We start from the raw sequence: 19945 nt of genomic DNA, 5'->3' as shown, positions 1-19945 counted from the left end.
GGTCGATGCCAGATAGACCGTTTCGCGCGGGGCGTGACAGGGACATTATTCTGCGCCTGCGGGCAGATTTCCTGCGCCCTCTCGCGCCAGCCATGTCCGCAGCGCGGCGATCGCCTTGCCCTCGGCATCCATGCTGCGGCAGCACAGGCGGTAGCCCACCGGACGGGCGACGAACCCAAGCGGCGCGACAAGCGCGCCTCCGGCCAGTTCGCGCTCGATCGAGGCGCGGGGAGCGGCGACGATGCCGAGCCCTGCCTTGGCGGCGGCAATGGCCAGGTCCAGCGTCTCGGCCTCGAAACGCTTGTGGAACCGCAAGGGCAGGGTGCCGCTTTCACGAAACCAGTCGTCGAGCAAATAGGCGACATCGCGGGCGATGATGGCGGTGGTCGCCGCGACCTTGCCGGCTCGCGCTGCCAGCTGCAATTTCTCCGCCTCCGCAGGCGTGCCGACCAGGCCGAACTCATCCGCCATGAAACCGAAGGCGGCGATGTCAGGCAGCGGCCGGTATTCGCCGCCGGCGATCAGCGCGTCGAGATCGGGCCGGTCTGCCAGCGTCAAGGCCACATCGACGGGCACGATGTCGATCTCCAGCGCCGGCAGGTCGGCCATCAGTTGCGGCAGGCGCGGCATCAACCAGTTGGCGGCCAGCGGCATCGGCGCACCGAGCCGGACGCGCTGACGCCGCCCCGCATCGGCGATTTCGTCCGCCGCGCGGGTAAGGATGTCCAGTGCAACAGCGACCGCATCGGCAAATCGCCGCCCGGAATCGGTGAGCGCCACCCGCCCGCCATCACGGGCCAGCAGGGCAACGCCGAGATTGTCCTCGAGGCTTGCCATCTGCTGGCGCACGGCGCCGGGCACGACGCGCAGTTCCTCGGCGGCGGCGCGAAGGCTGCCGCGTCGCGCCACGGCATCGAAAACGCGCAGCGCATTGAGCGGCAGCGAGGCCGCCGAACGTGCCCGGCCCGCCGGCAAGGGCGATGCGTCCTTCATCGCCATGTGGCATCTCCTTCACAAAGGCTTTCACCTTGCCTTTTGCATGCCGCCCAAGCGGCGAAAAGCGATTTTGCATCAGACTTTATCGAATGTCATTGCCAGACCATTTTGCGCCGCATCCATCGGCTAAGGCATCGTGACGCTTTTCAAGGGGGGACGTGCTCGCAATTATCCCGCCCTTCATCTCGAAAAGGCAATCGCGACGCTCCCTGTGCGGCCGCGCACACCTGGAGGCGTGCTTACGCGACCCCTTGCGTTGTGACGGGATCGGGTTATCAGAATAGGCCATCTCCCCGTTTTCGCGACGGGCTCTGGCATCCATGACGAGCGGAAAACGACATCCATGACACGCGACAAGAAGGCTATTGCCGAGGAGCGGCCCCTGACCCGGACCGAGCGGGTCCACCACCTGCTGCGCCTGGCGATCCTCGACCAGCAACTGGGACCCGGCGTGCGCCTGCCGGAAGATGCGATCGGCGAGGCTTTCGGCTCCTCGCGCACGATCGCACGCGAGGCGCTGGGCCGACTGGCCGTCGAGGGTCTGGTGGAATTGAAGCCGAACCGCGGCGCCTTCGTCGCCAACCCGTCGCTTGACGAGGGGCGGGGCATCTTCGTCATCCGCGCCGCGCTGGAGCGCGCCATGATCAAGGAACTGGCCGGCCGCATCGATGCCGAGACCGCTGAAAACCTGCGGGAGATGGTCGCCAGGGAGGCCGCGCTGGAAGGCCGCAGCGATGCGGAAGCAATCCGGCTGGCAGGCGAATTCCACCTGCATCTCGCAGCGCTTTGCGGCAATGCCCTGCTGCAGCGCTATATCAACGAAATCGTCTCGCGCTGCTCGCTGGTCATGGCCATGTACGGCCGGCCGCATTCGGCCGATTGCGGCGCGCGTGAGCATCGCGAGATCGTTGAGGCTCTAATCGCCGGCGATATCGACCGCGCCGCTGATCTGATGGAGCATCACGTCGAAGAGGTCGCCTCGCGCGCCCAACTCGGTGTGAAGAAGGAATGCGACGTGCGCTCGGTGCTGGCGGATTACGCCGCCCGCGCCGATAAAGGATAGCTTCCCGCACAGCAGCCACGACCCCATCGAGAATCTTGCTTTTCCATGGCCATGAATGCCTGGGCAAGTTGCGGTTCAGCAGGGATTGATCCGAATATCGGAGAAACTCTCGGAGAATATCCGACGAGATTTCCGGGAAAGGGCGGTCCGGCTCTCCGTCCGCCCTTTCTGTCTCGCCTTACTTTGCCGGTTCGACCTTGGTGATTATGGATTTTGCGCCGGCCTTGTCATAGCTGACGGATATCTTTTCTCCCGATTTCAGTTTATCGGCCTTGATATTCGGCCCGAGCTGATAAGTTTCTCCGTCGGCCATTGTGACCGTTCGCCCTTTCACATCGATCGATTTGATCTGTGCAGAAACGGTGGCGGCCGAGGCGGCGCCGGCCATCAAGGTTGCTGCCATGGCAGTGACGACGAAGAACGTGCGCATTTCTGTCTCCTTGTGACATTTACTGAAATCCCCGCCGGAAATTGGTAATATTGCTTCCATGAGATTTGGTGCAGGTTCGGCACAGAGATCGCGAACTCCGGCAGCGGACGGCATATGTTTGGGCATCAGGCAGCCGGTTCCGCGCGGGATCGAGCACTTCCAGGAAATACGTAGCGTTTTTCAGTCTGGAAATTCGTAAACAGGGATGGCGTTCTCGCGATTCTGATAAAAGCGGAAATGCGCCAGGAGTCTCGGCAATTTAGGCTCACCTCGCCGCTGAGAACAAACGCAACTGTCGTCGATATCGTGAAAAACGTCTTGCGAGAGTGACGAGCCCGCGTCGCGTTCCCGCCGCAACCTCCATCCATTCTCCACAAAAGCTCCACCAAGTTCCCATTGCGTTACGGCATTCCCTGGAAATCCGTAAAGCGCGTCGCGACGCGCCAAATACGCTTGGAAACAGCATGGCCCGTTTTTTTAATATGAACGCAAGACTGATCTGCTTAGTGATGGGGCTGGTTATCGCCGGCTGCAACGAGAGCGCCTCCCCGGACAAGGAGGAGCCCCAGGCGATTGCGTCGCCGCTGGTGGCGGTCGTCTCCGTCAAGCCGGAAACGGTGACCATCGTCGACGAACTGCCCGGCCGGGTGGCCGCTTATCGGACGGCGGAAATCCGTCCGCAGGTCGGCGGCATCATCGAAAAAAGATTGTTCGAGCAAGGTTCCGAGGTCCAGGCGGGACAGAAACTGTTCCAGATCAACGCCGCTCCCTTGAAGGCTGATGCCGATAGCGCGGCGGCGGCGTTGCAACGAACCGAAGCGGCGCTTATCCGCGCGCAAGCCAAGTTCGATCGCGCCCGGCAACTCGTGGAAACCAAGACCATCAGCCGGGATGCGTTCGAAGAAGCGGTCGCCGATCTTGCCCAGGGCAAGGCCAATGTCGCGGAAGCCCGCGCCACCTTGCAGCGTCGCCGCCTCGATCTCGATTTCGCCACCGTCCGCGCGCCCATCCCGGGGCGGATCGGACAGGCCATGGTCAGCGAAGGCGCATTGGTATCCGCGTCGGGCGCGATCGCACTGGCGACCATCCAGCAGATCGACAAGGTCTATGTCGATGTGCGGCAGCCCGCTTCCCAACTCGACGTGATACGCGAGGCCGAGGCATCGGGGCAGCTTCACGCGCCTTCCAGGATTCCGGTGGATATTCTGGGCGCGAGCGGCAAGCGATATCCCGTCACGGGCAAGGCGCTTTTCTCCGAAATCGGCGTCGATCCCGGCACTGGCAACGTCTCGGTGCGCGTGGAAGTCGACAATCCCGATGGGTTGCTGCTGCCGGGCATGTTCGTGCGCGCGCGCCTGCCGCGCGGGGTGCGCGAGGGCGCGCTGCTGGTTCCGCAGGAAGCCGTGGTGCGCGATTCATTTGGACGCCCGCAGCTTGTCATCGTGGCAGCCGACAAGACTGCCACCCGGCGTGCGGTCGTGATTGGCGAAACGATCGACGGCCGTACCATCATCACATCCGGCCTCAAGGCTGGCGAGACGGTCGTCGTCCGCGGCCAGGACCGTGTTCAGGACGGCAGTCCGGTAGAGGCGGCGGCATTCGTCGCCTCCACCGCGTCCGCAAAGCGCTGAGGGAGCCTGTCGAACATGCCGCAATTCTTCATCGAGCGCCCGATCTTTGCCTGGGTGATCGCTATCTTCATCGTGCTCGCGGGCGTGATCGCCATCCCGCAATTGCCCGTATCGCGCTTTCCGACCATCGCGCCGCCGTCCGTCAGCATCTATGCGACATATACCGGCGCCACGCCGCAGACCATCAATGACAGTATCGTCAGCCCGATCGAACGCGAGCTGTCGAGCGTGAAGAACCTGCTGTATTTCGAATCGACCGCCGACACTTCCGGAAGCGCCAATATCACGGCGACGTTCAAGCCGGGCACCGACGCGGAATTGGCGCAGGTCGATGTTCAAAATCGCCTCAAGGCGGTCGAGCCGCGCCTTCCCGAAGCCGTGCGCCGTGCCGGACTGACGGTCGAATCCGCGTCCTCGGGCTTTCTGATGATCGTCACCCTGGGATCGAAGGACGGCCGATACGATGCATTGGCGCTCGGGGACTATATGAGCCGCAACGTCGCGGAAGAACTCAAGCGCATACCCGGGGTCGGCCGTGTCCAGTCCTTCGGCTCGGAAAAGGCGATGCGCGTCTGGATCGACCCGGTGAAGCTCGTTTCCTATTCGCTATCCCCGGCGCAAATCGTCCAGGCCATCCAGTCCCAGAACGTCCAGATCGCTCCCGGCCGCGTCGGCGATGCCCCGACCATGCCTGGCCAGATGGTCAGCGTGCCTCTGACGGTGCTTGGTCAGTTGGGAACACCTGAAGAGTTTGCCGCAATCGTCCTGCGGTCGGAGCCGGATGGCTCGAAACTTCTCCTCGGCGATGTCGCGCGCATCGAACTCGGCGCCCAGAGCCTGGGCTTCTCCATCCTCAACAACGGACAGGAGGCCACCGGCGCCGCGATCCAGCTCACGCCGGGGGCGAATGCCGTGCGAACCGCCGACGCGGTGCGGGCACGCCTTGCCGAACTTGCGACCGCCATGCCCGAGGGCATGGAATACAGCACCTCCTATGACACAGCGCCCTTCGTGAAGATCTCGATCGAAAAGGTCATTCACACGCTGCTTGAGGCAATGGTGCTCGTCTTCCTGGTGATGCTGCTCTTCCTCCAGAAGATCCGCTACACCCTGATCCCGGCAATCGTCGCGCCGATCGCTCTGCTTGGCACATTCGCGGTGATGTTGGCGGCGGGCTTTTCGATCAACGTCCTGACCATGTTCGGCATGGTGCTGGCAATCGGCATTATTGTCGACGATGCCATCGTGGTGATCGAAAACGTCGAGCGCATCATGGCCACCGAAGGCCTGCCGCCGAAGCAGGCCACGCAGAAGGCCATGAAGGAAATCACCGGCGCGGTCATCGGCATCACCCTGGTGCTTGCGGCGGTGTTTGTTCCCATGGGCCTGTCGAGCGGTTCCGTCGGGGCAATCTACCGCCAGTTCACGCTCTCGATGGCGGTGTCGATCCTGTTCTCGGCCTTCCTGGCCCTCAGCCTGACGCCGGCGCTGTGTGCAACCCTGCTGAAACCGGTCGATCCCGGCCACGGGACCAAAGGCTTTTTCGGCTGGTTCAACCGGGGCTTCGATCGCTTGACGTCGGGTTATGCCGGGTGGGTTTTGGTTCTGGTGCGCCGGGGCGGACGGATGAGCTTGCTTTACGCGGCCATCCTGGCGGCGCTTGCCTATGGCTATATGCGCGTGCCGTCCGCCTTCGTGCCCCAGGAAGACCAGGGCAGCTTCATGACGTCCTTCTCGCTTCCGGCGGACGCGACGGCGGAGCGCACGCGCAGCATCGTGAACATCTACGACCGTCACATCGCGTCGCGGCCGGATGTCCTCAGCAACCTGTCGATCATGGGATTCGGCTTTTCCGGCTCGGGGCAGAACACGGCGATGTCGTTCACCACCTTAAAGGATTGGTCGGAGCGGACAACGACCCTGGATGCGGAGATTGCAGCCGCCACAGCCGCGATGGCTGCGGCGCCTGAAGGCACCGTCATGAGCCTGAAGCCCCCATCCATCGAAGAACTGGGAACAACGGCAGGTTTTTCGCTGCGCCTCGAGGACCGCGCCAATCGCGACAAGGACGCTCTTCAAGCGGCGGAGGAACAACTGATCCAGCTTGCGGCAAAAAGTCCGCTCGTCACCGGAGTCTATCCGGATGGCCTGCCGGCGGGGCCGAGTGTCTCGCTCGAGATCGACCGGCAGAAAGCGGAAGTGCTGGGCGTGCCGTTCGCCATGATCAGTGACACGCTCTCGGCGGCCATAGGCTCGACCTATGTCAACGATTTCCCCCATGCGGGACGCCTGCAGCAGGTGATCGTCCAGGCGGAAGCAGCAAACCGCATGCAGGTCGAGGATGTGCTGAAGCTGTATGTCCGCAACAATGCCGGCGGCATGGTGGCGCTTTCGGAAGTCGTCACCCCCGTCTGGCAGACCAGCCCGTTGCAGCTGATGCGCTACAACGGCTATCCCGCCGTTCGCATCGCGGGCGAGGCCGCGCCGGGCGTATCGAGCGGAGCCGCCATGGCGGAGATGGAGCGACTCGCCTCGCAACTGCCGCAAGGCTTCATGGTCGAATGGACGGAGAAGTCCTATCAGGAGAAGCAATCAGCCTCGCAAGCCCCGATGCTGCTTGCGATCTCGATACTGATCGTCTTTCTGGTTCTTGCCGCGCTTTACGAAAGCTGGTCCGTTCCGCTTTCCGTCATGCTCGTCGTGCCGCTCGGCCTTCTCGGCGCTGTTGCAGCCGTGCTGCTGCGCGGGTTGGAAAACGATGTTTTCTTCAAGGTCGGCCTGATCACGATCATCGGATTGTCAGCGAAGAACGCTATCCTGATCGTGGAATTCGCAAAAAGCCTGCGGGCTCAAGGGAAAAGCCTGGATGAGGCGGTGGTCGAGGCGGCGCGGCTTCGCTTGCGACCAATCCTGATGACCTCGCTCGCATTCGCACTCGGCGTCATCCCGTTGATGGTCGCCCGTGGTGCAAGTGCGGAAACCCAGCATGCGATCGGCACCGGCGTGTTTGGCGGAATGCTCTCGGCAACCGTGCTCGCCGTGCTCTTCGTCCCCGTCTTCTACGTCGTGGTGACCAGGCTGTTCGGCCCCCGCGATATCGCTGCGCCACATCCCGCCGCCGCTTCCGCCTGCAAACCGGGAACGAAAGAAGGCTGATGGAGCGCGCCTTCTCGCCTTCAATGCATCGGGCCGATGATGTCTGCTTCATCCGGCTGCCAACCTGCCGGCTTCACCGGCGGACAGAGGATAAACATGGTCGACGCCACTGAAAACAGCGATGAGCTCTCTTACGACGAACTGGCGGCGCAGGTATCGCTGTCTCGTGTGTTCGGCCTCTTCAAGGCCTATGCCCGGCAGCTTGTCGCGGTCCTCGTCCTTATCCTGCTGTCATCGGTGGCGGGGATAGCCGCGCCTTTCCTATTACGGGCGATCATTGACGAGGCGCTGCCATCCGGCAACTTCCATCTGCTGGCGCAGATGACGGGTGGGCTGATCGGGTTGGCCTGCCTCGGCACTCTTATCGGTGTCCTGCAAGTGCTGATTACCTCGAGGGTCGGCCAGGCGATCATGCACGACCTCAGGGTGCGCGTTTATGCACATCTCCAGTCTCTCTCGCTCGGGTTTTTCACGACGGCGCGGTCGGGCGAGATTCAGTCGCGCATCGCCAGCGATATCGGCGGCCTTCAGGCGCTGGTCACACATGCCATCGGCGATTTCACGCGCAACATCAGCCTGGTCATGATGACGACGATCGCCATGCTGGCGCTGGAATGGCGGCTGGCGCTGTTCTCCTTCCTCGTCCTGCCGATCGCTATCTGGGTCAGCCACCGGGTAGGTCGCCTGCGTGAAGAGATCACATATGAGCAGCAGCAGCGGATCGCCGACATGTCATCGGCGGTTCAGGAGCAGCTTTCGATCTCCGGCATCATTCTTGCTCGTACGATGGGCCGCACCAATCACCTGACCCGGCGGTTCATCCACGCTTCCGAGGGCGTGGCCGCGCTTGAAGTGCGTTCGCACACGGCGGGCCAGTGGCAATGGGGCGTGATCGACATCGTGCTGCAAACCCTGCCGGCCCTGACCCTGCTGCTCGGCGGCCTTCTGATGAACCAAGGCGTGAGCGCAGTCACCATCGGCACGCTTGTCGCCATGACCGCGCTGCAGGAACAATTGCTGTGGCCGCTTGAGGAAGTACTCGAGGCGGGCGTCCATTTCAGGACGACGCGCGCCCTGTTCGCACGCATCTTCGAATATCTCGACCACCCGATCGAGATTGGCGAACGGCCAGACGCCGTCATCCACGATCCCGCAGACATTCGCGGGGCCGTGCGGCTCAATTCGGTCCGCTTCGCCTATGACAAGGCGCAAGCGCCAACGATCGAGGATGTTTCAATCGATATTCCCGCCGGCTCCCACACCGCGATCGTCGGCCCGACCGGTTCGGGAAAGACCACGCTGGGCTATCTGCTGGCGCGGCTCTACGACGTCGATGCGGGGTCGATCCGTTATGACGGCGTGGATATCCGTGACCTCAGCTTTCAATCGCTGACGGACACGCTGGGCGTCGTCACGCAGGAGCCCTATCTGTTCCACGCGAGCGTCGCCGACAATCTGCGCTTCGCCAAGCCGGACGCGACCGATGCGGATCTGATCGCCGCGGCAAAAATCGCCCAGATACATGAGACGATCGGCGCGCTGCCTGACAGCTACGACACCCTGGTCGGAGAACGCGGATATCGGTTCTCCGGCGGCGAGAAGCAACGGCTGGCCCTGGCGCGCGTCGTCTTGCGCAATCCCCGCGTGCTGCTCCTCGACGAGGCGACCAGCGCACTCGATTCCGCCACCGAACGCGCGATGTCGGAGGCGCTGGCGACGCTGGCGAAGGATCGCACGACCATCACCATCGCGCATCGTTTGTCCACGGTTCGCCATGCGGACCAGATCATCGTCATGACCGATGGACGGGTGGTTGAGCGTGGGCGCCATGACGAACTGCTTGCCATGAAAGGCGTCTATGCAAATCTGGTCCGTTCGGCGGGTTGAACTGCCACCGGCTTGGGCTGACTGCCGTCCTGCGGATACTGTTTTCCATTTCCGGAAAATGACCCCGTCAATCCCGAGGCGAGCGGGATGACCGCCGACAGGTTTGTGGCCCATTTATCGGAGCGCGTCAAAACATACGAGCTTCAGGCTGACACATTGCCGTCGTGAAGCCGGCTATTGTCGTGTGCAGGGGCGGCATCGCATCCCGTTGCGACGGCCGCGCTCACACCTTTCGTTCAAGCTTGTTTATGACTTGGAAACGGGCGCGAGAAGGTTGCGGGCCTTGAGTCGGGCAGCGGCGCCTTCGCCGAAATGCCAGGCCTCCTCCAGATGCGGCTGGCCGGAAAGAATGAAGTGGTCGAAACCGGCGCGGTGATAAGTTTCGATCAGGTCGGCCACCTGCGCGTGGCTGCCGACAAGGGCGGTGCCCGCGCCACCGCGCACCAGCCCGTAGCCGGACCAGAGGCCCGGATAAAATTCCAGTTCGCGGGCCGAGGCCGGCAAAACGTCCCGTCCGGCATTCAGCGCCAGCATCTGGCTTTGGCCAACGGATTCGGATGCAGACAACAGCTCGCGCGCGGCGCGTACCCGTTCGGGCGAAAGGTGCGCAAGAAGCTTGTCGGCGACCGTCCAGGCTTCCGCTTCCGTATCCCGCGAGATGACATGCAGCCGCACGCCGAATTTCAAACGGCGGCCTTTCGCTTCGGCGCGGGCCGTGAGGTCGCGTACCGTCTGTGCTTCCAGTTCGGGCGGACGCCCCCAGACGAGATAGACGTCGGCCTGTTCTGCCGCCACCTCCTGCGCCGCCGGGCTGGCGCCGCCGAAGAAGATTGTCGGCAGGCTATGCTGTGCAGTCGAAATCGCCGCGTCGCGGATGTCGTAATGTCCACCCTTAAAGGAGAAGGGTTTATCCGGCGGGGCGGCGGTGACCCCGCGCACCACCGCCAGAAATTCCCGCGTGCGGGTATAACGGCTGTCGTGATCGAGATGATCGCCGAAACGCGCCTGTTCGATGCGGTCGCCACCGGTTACGACGTTAAGCAACAACCTGCCGCCGGTGATGCGCTGAAAGGTTGCCGCCTGATGCGCGACCAGCGTCGGCGAAATCAGCCCCGGCCGAAAGGCGACGAGAAATTTCAGCCGCTCCGTCTCCCGAGACAGGGCCGCCGTGGTGATCCACGCATCCTCGCACCATGTCCCCGTCGGCGTCAGAACGGCGTGGAAATCCTGCGCCTCGGCGGCGCGGGCGATCTCAGCGAGATAAGAGAGGGTCGGCGCACGATAGCCGCCCGCAAATTGCACGACATGGCTGTCATTGCCGGAACCGGTCAGGCCGCGGCTGTCGCCATTCGTCGGCAGATACCAGTGAAGATGGATGCCGCCGCTCATGCCGAAGCTCCCACCGATGTTGTACGGTAATCCTGATCGAGCACCGATGGGCCGCTTCGCAGCGCCCGGAAGGCAGAACCGGGATGTCCGTCGCCGAGGGAGTTCGTGCCGATCAGCCGCCCGCGTGGTGTTCTGCCGCAGCAGCCCCGTGGCGCCTGCCGCCTGCGGGAGCGCAGTTCGGGATTGACGCGGCGCTGCGACGGCGGGGCGCTCACATGTTCATCCGGCACCCGGAAATAGCGCCTTTCATGGTCGATCGGATGAACCTTGGCGGATTCGAGGGTGGCGGGGACGAGGCCCCAGGCGATGTGGCTCGCAGTCGGATGGTCGGGCGACAAGAACTCCCGGGCGATCAGATAGGACTGCTCATCGGGGGTGACGATCGTTCTGCCGAAGGTCTTTAAGGCAATGAGGATGTCCACTGTCGCGGACGCCACGGATTTTAAACTGTGATCCATCTTTAATCCATAAAATCTGTAGACTAAATACTTTAATGCCCGGCCCGGGCTGCGATGTCCGCCAAAGCCGTTCCAAAATCGTGCTGGAAAGCGAAAAATCGTTTCATTCCGTTCGCAACTTCCGGACGACAACGGCCATCGCGAAGGGCAGGCCGCAAACGCAGCGAATAAGGATTTGAGAAATCGCAACGTCGCGGGTGAAATCGTCCTGCACGTTGCTTAACGGCAACGTGGCTGTGCCTGCTGTGGATATCGATCTCGGGCCGGGCGAGCCCCATGCGCTTCTCAGCCTGATCGCGCGGCCCTGGGACCCGGACGCGGGACGAATCATCATTGGCGGCGTGGTCCTCATGCATCCCGGTTCCGCCCCGCGATTTGGCCCCGGAAATGGCTGACGGCGCCATCATCCAGCGTGTCGTGGCGATATCAGCCGCCCCGCAGGGAAGGTATGCGAGATCTCGATCCATGGCTGAAAATGGTTTGCCATTGATCTTGAAGTGGCAGGAAATATAAGCCGGTTTCATGATAAGAATCAGGACCGCAGGACGTCCATGCGGCCGGTCTCTCAACGAGACCATTGCATCGAACTGACGCCCGCCTCGTCATCGATCCTTCATCAATGAAACCTGAAGACCTGCTCGGGAGGAACGTTATCATTCTGGCAGGCTACTTACCGAACGGAGTCCCATGTCTTTCGTCTTTCGTACCGCGTTACTGGCCGTCGTTCTTTCCACGCCCGGCGGGAGTTTCGCGCAGGAGACCCGGATCTTTGAACCGGCCGATGGATCGTACAGTTTCCAGTATCCGCACGGCTTCACATTGAACCATATGTTTGCCGACGGGACCGGCGAGGCGACCGGCGTCACTGCCTCCAGCATGGAAAACGGCGATGTGCTCATCACCTTCCTTGGGCCGCGCGATCCCGGCGACATCCCGGCTGTCAGCGAACAGAACCGCCAGGCCATCGTCGACGAGTTCACGAAGGCTATCGCGGTTCTGCCGTCGATCAAGTTCAATTCGGCGGCCATGACGACCATGCTCGGCCAGCCGGCCGTCGATATGGTCTTCACCAGGAAAAGGTTCAAAAACGTCGCGATCAATCGCTACGTCTTCACCATACGCGACGGCAAAGCCTATAATTTCGAATGTATCTACCGTGAAGACAAGGCAGAGCGGTTCGCCCCGCTTGCGACCTTGCCGTTTCGACCGTGAGCCTGCATGAGGCTGACTGAGGTTCCGCCAGCGCCGCCGAAGGGCAGGAGGCCGACCGGGAAGGGGCGGCGGCTTGCACCGAATTGGCGTTCAATCGCCGTACTGGCGAGGTTGCGGAACTGACGTCACGCATGCTCATGCAGGACCAGTCTCCGGCAATGATCGCCGGGTCAAGTCGGCCCATGCCGCCGCGATGGCTATCGGCGCCCGGGCGGGATCCCAGCCCTCTGAACAGGATTGCAAGGATATCGACGCGATCATCGAGATGCTGAAGTAGAGTCTCCCTGACACCCGGCAGGCATTTAGGGACGGAGACCTGCATCTGCAGACTGCTCCCTCGCGCATAAGGATTACCCAGCAGCGAAGACTTCTTCCCATCGCATATCCGGCGGGCAGGCTGGTCCCGACAGGCCTTGTCGGATATTCAGGCGTTATGGCATCGGTTGGGAGGGGATAGTGGAATCATCGCCAATCACTTTTAATCGACCGGCATTGACGGGAAGCTGGATACCGGAATTTGCGTGGTGGCGCCGGCTTTCCCATGCTTGGCAGTTCGCGCTTGCGTCCGTGCCCGTTCTTCTCGTCGGCATGTTGAGCATCGGCTTCTGGGTTTCGGAAAACATCGAGGAGGCGATCCTGCAAAACAGGGCGGACGCGACCGCCTTGTTTGTCGACAGCATAATTTCCCCGCTCATCCAGGATCTGTCCGGTCAGACCTTGCTGGATGCGCCGGCACGCGACAAACTCAACGCCGCCATCCATAGCGGGCCACTGGCCAGCCGGATTTTCTCGTTCAAGATCTGGATCGATACCAGGGTGGCGTTCAGCACCGATCCCGAACTGATCGGGAAAACCTTTCCGCCTCAGGCGTCGTTACGCAACGCCCTGGCCGGAACCGTGACGGCGGAATTCGATCCATTGCGCGGAGAAGAGCACGCCTTCGAGCGGAACAGCGGACTTCCATTCCTTGAAATTCACAGCCCGATCCGGGATGCCGAGACGGGCAAAGTGGTCGCGGTTGCGGAATTCTATGAACAATCCAGCGAGATCCTCACCGATCTGCGGCGCTCACAGTTTCATAGCTGGCTGGTCGTCGGTGGCGTCACGATGGGAATGCTGGCGGTTCTCTTCCTGATCGTCGCCCGGGCAAGCGCGCAGATCGAGCGCCAGAGGAGAATGCTGGACAGCCAGGTTCGCGAGCTTTCCCAGATTCTCGAGGTGAATACCGGCTTGCGGCGTCGCGTGGATGAGGCCTCGCAACGAACCGTGGCTCTCAACGAACGTTATGTGCGGCGAATCTCCTCCGACCTTCATGACGGCCCCGCGCAACATCTGGGGTTCGCGATCATGCGTCTAGAAGCAATACGCAAAGGCAAGGGGCGAAAGGACGACGAGGATCTTATCCGCCTGTCGATTCAGGATGCGATAGACGAGATCCGCAACATCTGCCGCGACCTTCGGCTGCCGGAGTTGAACGGCCTGTCCGGCCGGGACGTGGCGCTCAGGGCGATCAGGGCGCACGAACTCCACTCGGGCGCGACAATAGGCGCCGAGATTTCGGACGTCGACGTCAAGAGCCAGGGCGCGAGGATCTGCATCTATCGCTTCCTTCAGGAAACCCTGAGCAATGCCTCCCGGCACGCCAGATCGAGCTGGATCAGGGTCTCGGTGAAGCCGCAACAAGGGGAGATCGTTGTCGTGGTCGAGGACAATGGTATAGGCTTCACGCCTCGCAGGCATGACGAGGGCCTTGGCCTTTCCGGCCTGGAGGAGCGCATAGCAAGTCTTGGAGGACGAATGGAAATCCTCAGCAATCCCACGGGTGGAACGGCCGTGAAAATGACGTTGCCATGATGACCGGGGAAGAAAGGGAACCGCTGCGCGTCGCCATCGTCGACGACCACCCGATGTTCCGCATGGGTGTCGTCCGCGGTTTGGAGGATGAGGGCGGGATCGTGATCGTCGCAGAGGGGGCGAATGCCGGGGATGCGATCTCCATCTATCAGCGCGCGCGGCCGGACATCAGCCTGCTTGACCTGTCCATGCCGGGCGGGGGACACGCGGCGATCCGGGGTATCCGCGATCTCGACGGCGACGCGTCCATCGTGGTGCTCACGGCCTCCGAGGACGACAACGATGTGTTCGAAGCATTGAAGGCCGGCGCGAAAGGCTATGTGCTGAAAGGCGTGGATGCGGGATTTCTGGTGAGCGTTCTCCGGCGTGTCGCGGGCGGCGATACGATCGTCTCCCCCGGGCTGGCGTCGCGTGTTCTCTCCCAAATGACCGACCGGCCGGCGAGCGCCAGCCAGACGGGAGACGGGCAGGCCAGAGCGTCGCTACCCCGTCTCACGCCGCGCGAGGAGCAGATTCTGGCACTCGTCGCCGAAGGTTACAGCAACAAGGAAGTCGCACGATTTCTTTCGCTTCAGGAAAAGTCGATCAAGCATGTGATGACGCGCATCCTGAAGAAACTCGAAGTCCGCAATCGTACCGAAGCCGCGCTGTTGATGCGCGAGTGGCAACACGACAACGGACGGCGTTGAAGGCATGGAGACAGGCTCCGAATACGGACCTTGGTCCGCATAGCCTGTTCATCCGTATCCCGATAAGTGGAGTGTGGATGGCAGGATTTCGGCAGATCGTCGAAATCCGTATCGCAACACCGGCCAGTCGATGCGCTATGCCCTTCTGGCCCTTATCCGGGGAGTTCTCTATGAAAGCCAAGGCCCTTGTAAAGTCGCTTCTTCTTGCCACTTCGGTCTTTGCCGCGCCGACATTGGCATCGGCCGCCGAAATCAACCTCTATACGACTCGCGAGCCGGCCCTGATCGCACCGCTTGTCGAAGCCTATACGAAGTCGACCGGCACCAAGGTCAACACGGTTTTCATGAAGGACGGCCTTGCCGAGCGGGTTGCGTCCGAAGGCGCCAGCTCGCCGGCTGATATCCTGATGACCGTCGACGCCGGCAATCTGGTCGATCTCACCGACAAGGGCGTGACCCAGCCGATCGAGTCCTCGGTCTTGACCGGCGCCGTTCCGGCGGAGTTGCGTGATGGCAAGGGGCATTGGTTTGGTCTCTCCTACCGTGCCCGCGTGCTTTACGCCGCCAAGGATCTCGATCTCGCGTCCTTCAACTACGAGGATCTGGCCGATCCGAAATGGAAAGGCAAAGTCTGCATCCGTTCCGGCCAGCACCCCTACAACACGGCGCTCTTTGCCGATTACATCGCGCACCATGGCGCCGAAGAAACCGAAAAATGGCTGGCAGGCGTGAAGGCCAACCTGGCGCGCAAGGCAGCCGGCGGCGACCGTGACGTAGCAAAGGACATCCTCGGCGGCATCTGCGACATCGGCATCGCCAATTCGTACTATGTCGGCTTGATGAAATCCGGCAAGGGCGGCGAGGAGCAGGTCAAGTGGGCCGAGGCCATCAAGGTGCTGCTGCCGACATTCAAGGACGGCGGGACGCAGGTGAATATCAGCGGCGCGGCCGTCGCCAAGAATTCCCCCAATAAGGCCGAAGCCGTGAAGTTCCTGGAATATCTCGTCTCCGACGAAGCCCAGAAGATCTATGCCGAAGCCAATTACGAATACCCGGTCAAGGCGGGTGTCGCTGCCGATCCGATCATCGCGGCGTTCGGCGTGCTCAAGATCGACAACAAGCCGCTTTCCGAGATCGTCAGCCATCGCAAACAGGCGAGCGAGCTCGTAGACAAGGTCGGCTTCGACAACTAAACGCGGCGCGGATCTTTCAGGTTCGCTTAACCGTACCTCAGCCTGTTGCCGCATGCACGGCACGATCTAACCGGACAGAAGGCGTCTCCTCAAGGATGGGCGGGGACGCCGTTCTCACAGATGATGGACGTTGCTTATGCACTTCCACTCGCGGGCCACTGGGCTCCCGGCTGCACGCCGGACCGGCCGCTCCGGAAAAGCCTGGCTGCTTGCCGCGCTGCTGGCGGGGCTTGTCGTTGTCGTTCCGGTCTATGGCCTGCTGCTTGAGGCCATGAAGGGATCGGCCGGACTCTGGGCACACCTGTTTTCCACCATTCTGCCCGTGGCGCTGGTCGATACGCTGATCCTGCTTGCCGGCGTCGGCTGTCTGGCCGCGCTCATCGGCACGACCACGGCATGGATGGTCACGGCCTATGATTTTCCGGGCCGGCGCCTTCTGGAATGGGCGCTGCTTCTGCCGCTGGCGGTACCCACCTACATCATCGCCTATGCCTATCTCGACATTCTTCACCCGATCGGCTCGGTGCAGGGAGCGATCCGCTGGGTGCTCGGCTATGAAAGTCCGCGCCAGTTCCGTCTGCCGGATATCCGTTCGATGACCGGCTGCATCGTTCTGTTCGGTTTCGTCCTTTATCCCTATGTTTATATTCCGACGCGCGCGATGTTCCTGACCCAGTCCGGCAATCTGGTCGATGCCGCCAGAACGCTGGGCGTCTCGCGTCGCGCGATCTTCTGGCATGTCGCGCTGCCCATGGCGCGACCCGCCGTCGCCATCGGCGTCGCACTGGCCCTGATGGAAACGCTGAACGATGTCGGGGCGGCCGAATTTCTGGGCGTACGGACGATGACCGTCTCCATCTACACCACGTGGATTACCCGCACGGATCTGCCCGGCGCCGCGCAGATCGCTCTGGCCCTGCTGCTGATTGTGGTGGCGCTTGTCGGCCTGGAGCGCCGGGCGCGCAGAAGGCAGCGCTACATGACCGATGCTCGTCGCAGCCGCAAGTTTCTGGCGACCAGCGTGGCGCCGCTACGGGGCATGCTCTTCTTTGCGGTGGGTATCATGCCCGTCCTCCTGGGCTTCGTTGCACCCTTTCTCTACCTCGCGGACGAGGCATGGAAGCGCTACCAATTCGCGGGATTGTCGCCACGCATTCAGGACGAGGCGGTGAACACGATCGTTATCGCCACCGTCGCGACGGTCGTGACCATGCTCCTGGGCTTCGTCGTCGCCTATGCGGCCCGCATCCGTCCCGGAATCCAGTCCACCGTCATCCTGCGCCTGTCCGTCATGGGCTATGCCGCACCCGGCACCGTCGTGGCCATCGGCGTGCTGATCGTACTGGCCGGCTTCGACCGTTTCATCGATCAAACCGCGCTGGACTGGTTCGGCGTTTCCACCGGCCTGTTGTTTATGGGTTCCGGCGCGGCCATCATCTACGCGCTGACGGTGCGTTTCATGGCGATTTCCGCCGGTGGCGTCGAGGTGGGGCTTTCCCGCATTTCCCTGTCGCTGGATCATGCCTCGCGGACGCTGGGCCAGTCGTCCGCCGGCACGTTCAGGCATGTGCATCTGCCGCTGTCGAAAACCGCGCTGTCGGCGGCGGCCCTTCTCGTCTTCGTGGATTGCGTCAAGGAATTGCCGGCCACGCTTCTGCTGCGTCCGCTGAATGTCGAGACCTTCGCCACCCATCTCTACGGCGAGGCGGCCAGGGGCACCTATGAGGAAGCCTCCATTGCCGCACTTGCGATTGTCGCCGTTTCGGTTCTGCCGGTCATTCTGCTTTCGCGCGTGGGACGCAACCAGGCCCGTAGTCTCGATGAGGCGTCTCCACGATGAACTCCAATCCCGGAGATGCAATGCGCATGTCACCTGCACCCGCCATACGGCTTGAGGGCGTCGGCCGGACGTTCGGCGTCAACGCTGCCCTCCGAGGCATTTCCCTGGAGATCGCCAGCGGAGAGGTCGTGTCGCTGGTCGGACACTCCGGCTGTGGCAAGTCCACGCTTCTGCGCATCATTGCCGGTGTGGAGACCGTGGATACCGGGAGCGTGTTTCTCGCTGGCCAGGTTGTTGACGGAAGCAGCCGCTTTGTCGAACCCGAACGCCGTGGCGTCGGCTTCGTCTTTCAGGATTATGCCCTGTTTCCCCATCTCTCGATTTGCGACAACATCCTTTTCGGCCTGAAAAGCCGCCCGCGGCGCGAAGCTCTTGCAACGGCCTGCGATATCATGGAGCGAGTGGGCATCCTGCATTTGAAGGACCGCTTTCCGCATACGCTTTCCGGCGGCGAGCAGCAGCGGGTTGCGCTCGCCCGCGCAATTGCGCCAAAGCCCTCGGTGGTGCTGCTCGACGAGCCCTTTTCCAATCTCGATCAAGGAATGCGCGACCGCGTGCGCGCCGAAATGCTTTCTCTCCTGCGCACAACGGGGGCGACCGTTGTCATCGTGACCCACGATCCGGAGGAAGCATTGTCTTCCGGCGACCGCGTCGTGCTGATGCGGGCAGGCGAGGTCGCTCAGATAGGAACGCCACGCGATATCTATTTCCGCCCGGAAAGTGCTTATGTGGCGGAATTCTTCTGCGCCTTCAACACGATACCGGGCTTCTGGCAAAACGGATGCTTCGAGACGGCGATCGGTGGGTTCGCCCTTCCGCACGCAGTCCGGCGCGCAGATGCGCGCAGGCTCTATGTTCGCCCCCAGGCCATCAGGATATCACCGAATCTTGGCGAATATTCCGGCCGGATCGAAGAACGGATATTTCTCGGTGCATGCGAGAAGGTCGGTCTACGGGTTGAAGGACTGGAGGAGCTTCTTGTGGCAGTCCTCGACGAGCCGCTGCCCGATAGCGCAGACACGGTCAGGTTTTCGATTGCGCCCGACTCGCTTTTGGTTTTCTGACAGTCGCTCGTCGTAAACCGGCCACGGTGCTGAGGATATCCACTTTCGCCTCCACATCAATCAGCATTTCGGGCTGAGCGAGGCGCAGTTCATCCTGCTTGCCGGTCTCGGCATTGTCGGCGGCTCCTTCGCGGTCGGTCAGGCCACCTAGACGTGTGCATCTCCGATCGCGAATTCGTCATCGGCGTGTTCGCGGTAGAAGGACGCCGTAACGATCATCGCATAGAGAGCGCCCACGCTGGCCAGGACGATCCATCCACTGACAGGCCCCAGCGCGGCATTGCCGATCAGGTCGCTCCAACGGCTGACGACTTCGGCGCCCGTGTCGTCCGGCAGCAATTTCGGCGAAGAAATCTTCAGCCCCCATGCGAGCACCAGAATGAGATACATCCACGTGTAATTGCGACGGATTCGCCGGAACAGGGCTTCCCTGTAGCTTATCAGGAAGGTGGGCTTCCTCAGGCTCTGGGCGATTGCGGCGGCCCAGTCGGCATTCAATTCGGCCTGCGGGCTCAAGGCCTGGGCGAAATAATAGCGTTCGAGTTGCCGGACGCGACTGCGATAGACATCGAAGAAACGGTATCGGCGCGCCTCGATCAGCAGGAGAAGCGAAACGATCAGCATGCCGAACAGGATCACCCCATGATGCGACGTCGGCGTCGACAGCGAGATCGACAACAATGCCGCCACGACGGTGATGGCCCAGTTGGAGGTCCGGTCGATGCGGTCTCGCCAGCTTGTCATGCGCCCCATTTCGCCACGATAATAATGGATCACGGCATTTACTTTTTCAGAAGATGTCATCGGAAGCGGCGGGCCGTTCCGCTCCGCTGCGGACATCTCGATGTCTGTTCCCGGTTTTATTCCTGCCAGGGGCTCCATTGTCTGTTTCCTCATCTATGTGCGTTTGAAACGACGCACGGGCGACTGCGTTCCGCCCGCGAAACATTCGACGTCGAGGGGTCACCGGAAGCTGAAGCGGCCTATTGACGTTTCATGCGGGGGCAGGCGAGGGACACCGCGTTACGAGAGGAGCAAACCTCTCTCGCAAAGCCAGAGCTCCTGCCCCGGCGCGATTGGAAC

General features: G+C 62.1%; 16 protein-coding genes. 10 read left to right on the top strand and 6 right to left on the bottom strand.

The genetic code is table 11. The features are described 5' to 3' along the window. Nucleotides 1-45 precede the first annotated feature (45 nt). A complete protein-coding gene (locus tag P7F60_RS26295; protein ID WP_277920605.1) occupies nucleotides 46-999 on the bottom strand; it encodes a LysR substrate-binding domain-containing protein in 954 nt (317 codons plus the stop codon). 340 nt (nucleotides 1000-1339) lie between these two features. Here P7F60_RS26295 and P7F60_RS26290 point away from each other — a divergent pair, with 340 nt between their 5' ends. Then, entirely contained in the window at nucleotides 1340-2059 is a 720-nt protein-coding gene (locus tag P7F60_RS26290) for a GntR family transcriptional regulator (protein ID WP_277920604.1), read from the top strand. 178 nt (nucleotides 2060-2237) lie between these two features. On the opposite strand, the gene P7F60_RS26285 is transcribed toward P7F60_RS26290, so the two are convergent. Then, nucleotides 2238-2489: a DUF1344 domain-containing protein gene (locus P7F60_RS26285; protein ID WP_277920603.1), complete on the bottom strand. Its 252-nt coding sequence runs from the start codon at nucleotides 2487-2489 to the stop codon at nucleotides 2238-2240. 482 nt (nucleotides 2490-2971) lie between these two features. Between P7F60_RS26285 and P7F60_RS26280 the strand changes: the two genes are divergently transcribed. The 3 genes from P7F60_RS26280 to P7F60_RS26270 all read left to right on the top strand — a co-directional run bounded on the left by P7F60_RS26280 (nucleotide 2972) and on the right by P7F60_RS26270 (nucleotide 9163). Next, nucleotides 2972-4120: an efflux RND transporter periplasmic adaptor subunit gene (locus P7F60_RS26280; protein ID WP_277920602.1), complete on the top strand. Its 1149-nt coding sequence runs from the start codon at nucleotides 2972-2974 to the stop codon at nucleotides 4118-4120. A 15-nt stretch (nucleotides 4121-4135) separates the two neighbouring features. Continuing rightward, on the top strand, nucleotides 4136-7276 hold the full coding sequence (locus P7F60_RS26275) for a multidrug efflux RND transporter permease subunit (protein WP_277920601.1): 3141 nt from the start codon (nucleotides 4136-4138) through the stop codon (nucleotides 7274-7276). A 96-nt stretch (nucleotides 7277-7372) separates the two neighbouring features. After that, nucleotides 7373-9163: an ABC transporter ATP-binding protein gene (locus P7F60_RS26270; protein WP_277920600.1), complete on the top strand. Its 1791-nt coding sequence runs from the start codon at nucleotides 7373-7375 to the stop codon at nucleotides 9161-9163. Between the two features lie 246 nt (nucleotides 9164-9409). Here P7F60_RS26270 and P7F60_RS26265 read toward each other — a convergent pair whose 3' ends face one another. From P7F60_RS26265 to P7F60_RS26255, 3 genes are read right to left on the bottom strand one after another with little or no spacing between them, the layout of a single operon-like run. Beyond that, the gene (locus P7F60_RS26265) at nucleotides 9410-10552 is read right to left on the bottom strand and encodes an LLM class flavin-dependent oxidoreductase (protein WP_277920599.1); all 1143 of its coding nucleotides are present in this window, start codon (nucleotides 10550-10552) and stop codon (nucleotides 9410-9412) included. Continuing rightward, nucleotides 10549-11010, bottom strand: coding sequence for a hypothetical protein (locus P7F60_RS26260; RefSeq protein ID WP_277920598.1), 462 nt, complete (start codon nucleotides 11008-11010; stop codon nucleotides 10549-10551). The genes P7F60_RS26265 and P7F60_RS26260 overlap by 4 nt, the downstream gene beginning before the upstream one ends. Before the next feature lie 32 nt (nucleotides 11011-11042). Beyond that, a complete protein-coding gene (locus tag P7F60_RS26255; RefSeq protein ID WP_277920597.1) occupies nucleotides 11043-11534 on the bottom strand; it encodes a hypothetical protein in 492 nt (163 codons plus the stop codon). A gap of 163 nt (nucleotides 11535-11697) precedes the next feature. Between P7F60_RS26255 and P7F60_RS26250 the strand changes: the two genes are divergently transcribed. The 6 genes from P7F60_RS26250 (at nucleotide 11698) to P7F60_RS26225 (ending at nucleotide 18862) form a co-directional block, all read left to right on the top strand. Beyond that, entirely contained in the window at nucleotides 11698-12222 is a 525-nt protein-coding gene (locus tag P7F60_RS26250; RefSeq protein ID WP_277920596.1) for a hypothetical protein, read from the top strand. A 456-nt stretch (nucleotides 12223-12678) separates the two neighbouring features. Next, a complete protein-coding gene (locus P7F60_RS26245) occupies nucleotides 12679-14076 on the top strand; it encodes a sensor histidine kinase (RefSeq protein ID WP_277920595.1) in 1398 nt (465 codons plus the stop codon). Then, nucleotides 14073-14765, top strand: a complete 693-nt coding sequence (locus P7F60_RS26240) for a response regulator transcription factor (protein ID WP_277920594.1) — start codon at nucleotides 14073-14075, stop codon at nucleotides 14763-14765. The genes P7F60_RS26245 and P7F60_RS26240 overlap by 4 nt, the downstream gene beginning before the upstream one ends. A gap of 170 nt (nucleotides 14766-14935) precedes the next feature. After that, nucleotides 14936-15958, top strand: coding sequence for a Fe(3+) ABC transporter substrate-binding protein (locus P7F60_RS26235; RefSeq protein WP_277920593.1), 1023 nt, complete (start codon nucleotides 14936-14938; stop codon nucleotides 15956-15958). A gap of 136 nt (nucleotides 15959-16094) precedes the next feature. Then, nucleotides 16095-17798 (top strand): iron ABC transporter permease, encoded by a 1704-nt coding sequence (locus tag P7F60_RS26230; protein ID WP_277920592.1) that lies wholly within the window; start codon nucleotides 16095-16097, stop codon nucleotides 17796-17798. Beyond that, entirely contained in the window at nucleotides 17795-18862 is a 1068-nt protein-coding gene (locus P7F60_RS26225) for an ABC transporter ATP-binding protein (protein WP_277920591.1), read from the top strand. Before P7F60_RS26230 ends, P7F60_RS26225 begins: the two co-directional genes overlap by 4 nt. A 147-nt stretch (nucleotides 18863-19009) precedes the next feature. On the opposite strand, the gene P7F60_RS26220 is transcribed toward P7F60_RS26225, so the two are convergent. Continuing rightward, complete coding sequence (locus P7F60_RS26220) at nucleotides 19010-19702, bottom strand: DUF2270 domain-containing protein (RefSeq protein ID WP_277920675.1); 693 nt, start codon at nucleotides 19700-19702, stop codon at nucleotides 19010-19012. Nucleotides 19703-19945 lie beyond the last annotated feature (243 nt).

Origin of the sequence: Rhizobium sp. YJ-22 (assembly GCF_029601685.1) — a bacterium.
In the GTDB taxonomy this organism is placed as follows: Bacteria; Pseudomonadota; Alphaproteobacteria; order Rhizobiales; family Rhizobiaceae; genus Metarhizobium.
Note: the sequence above shows the minus strand (reverse complement) of the source record. Positions and strands in the feature narration are given on the sequence as shown.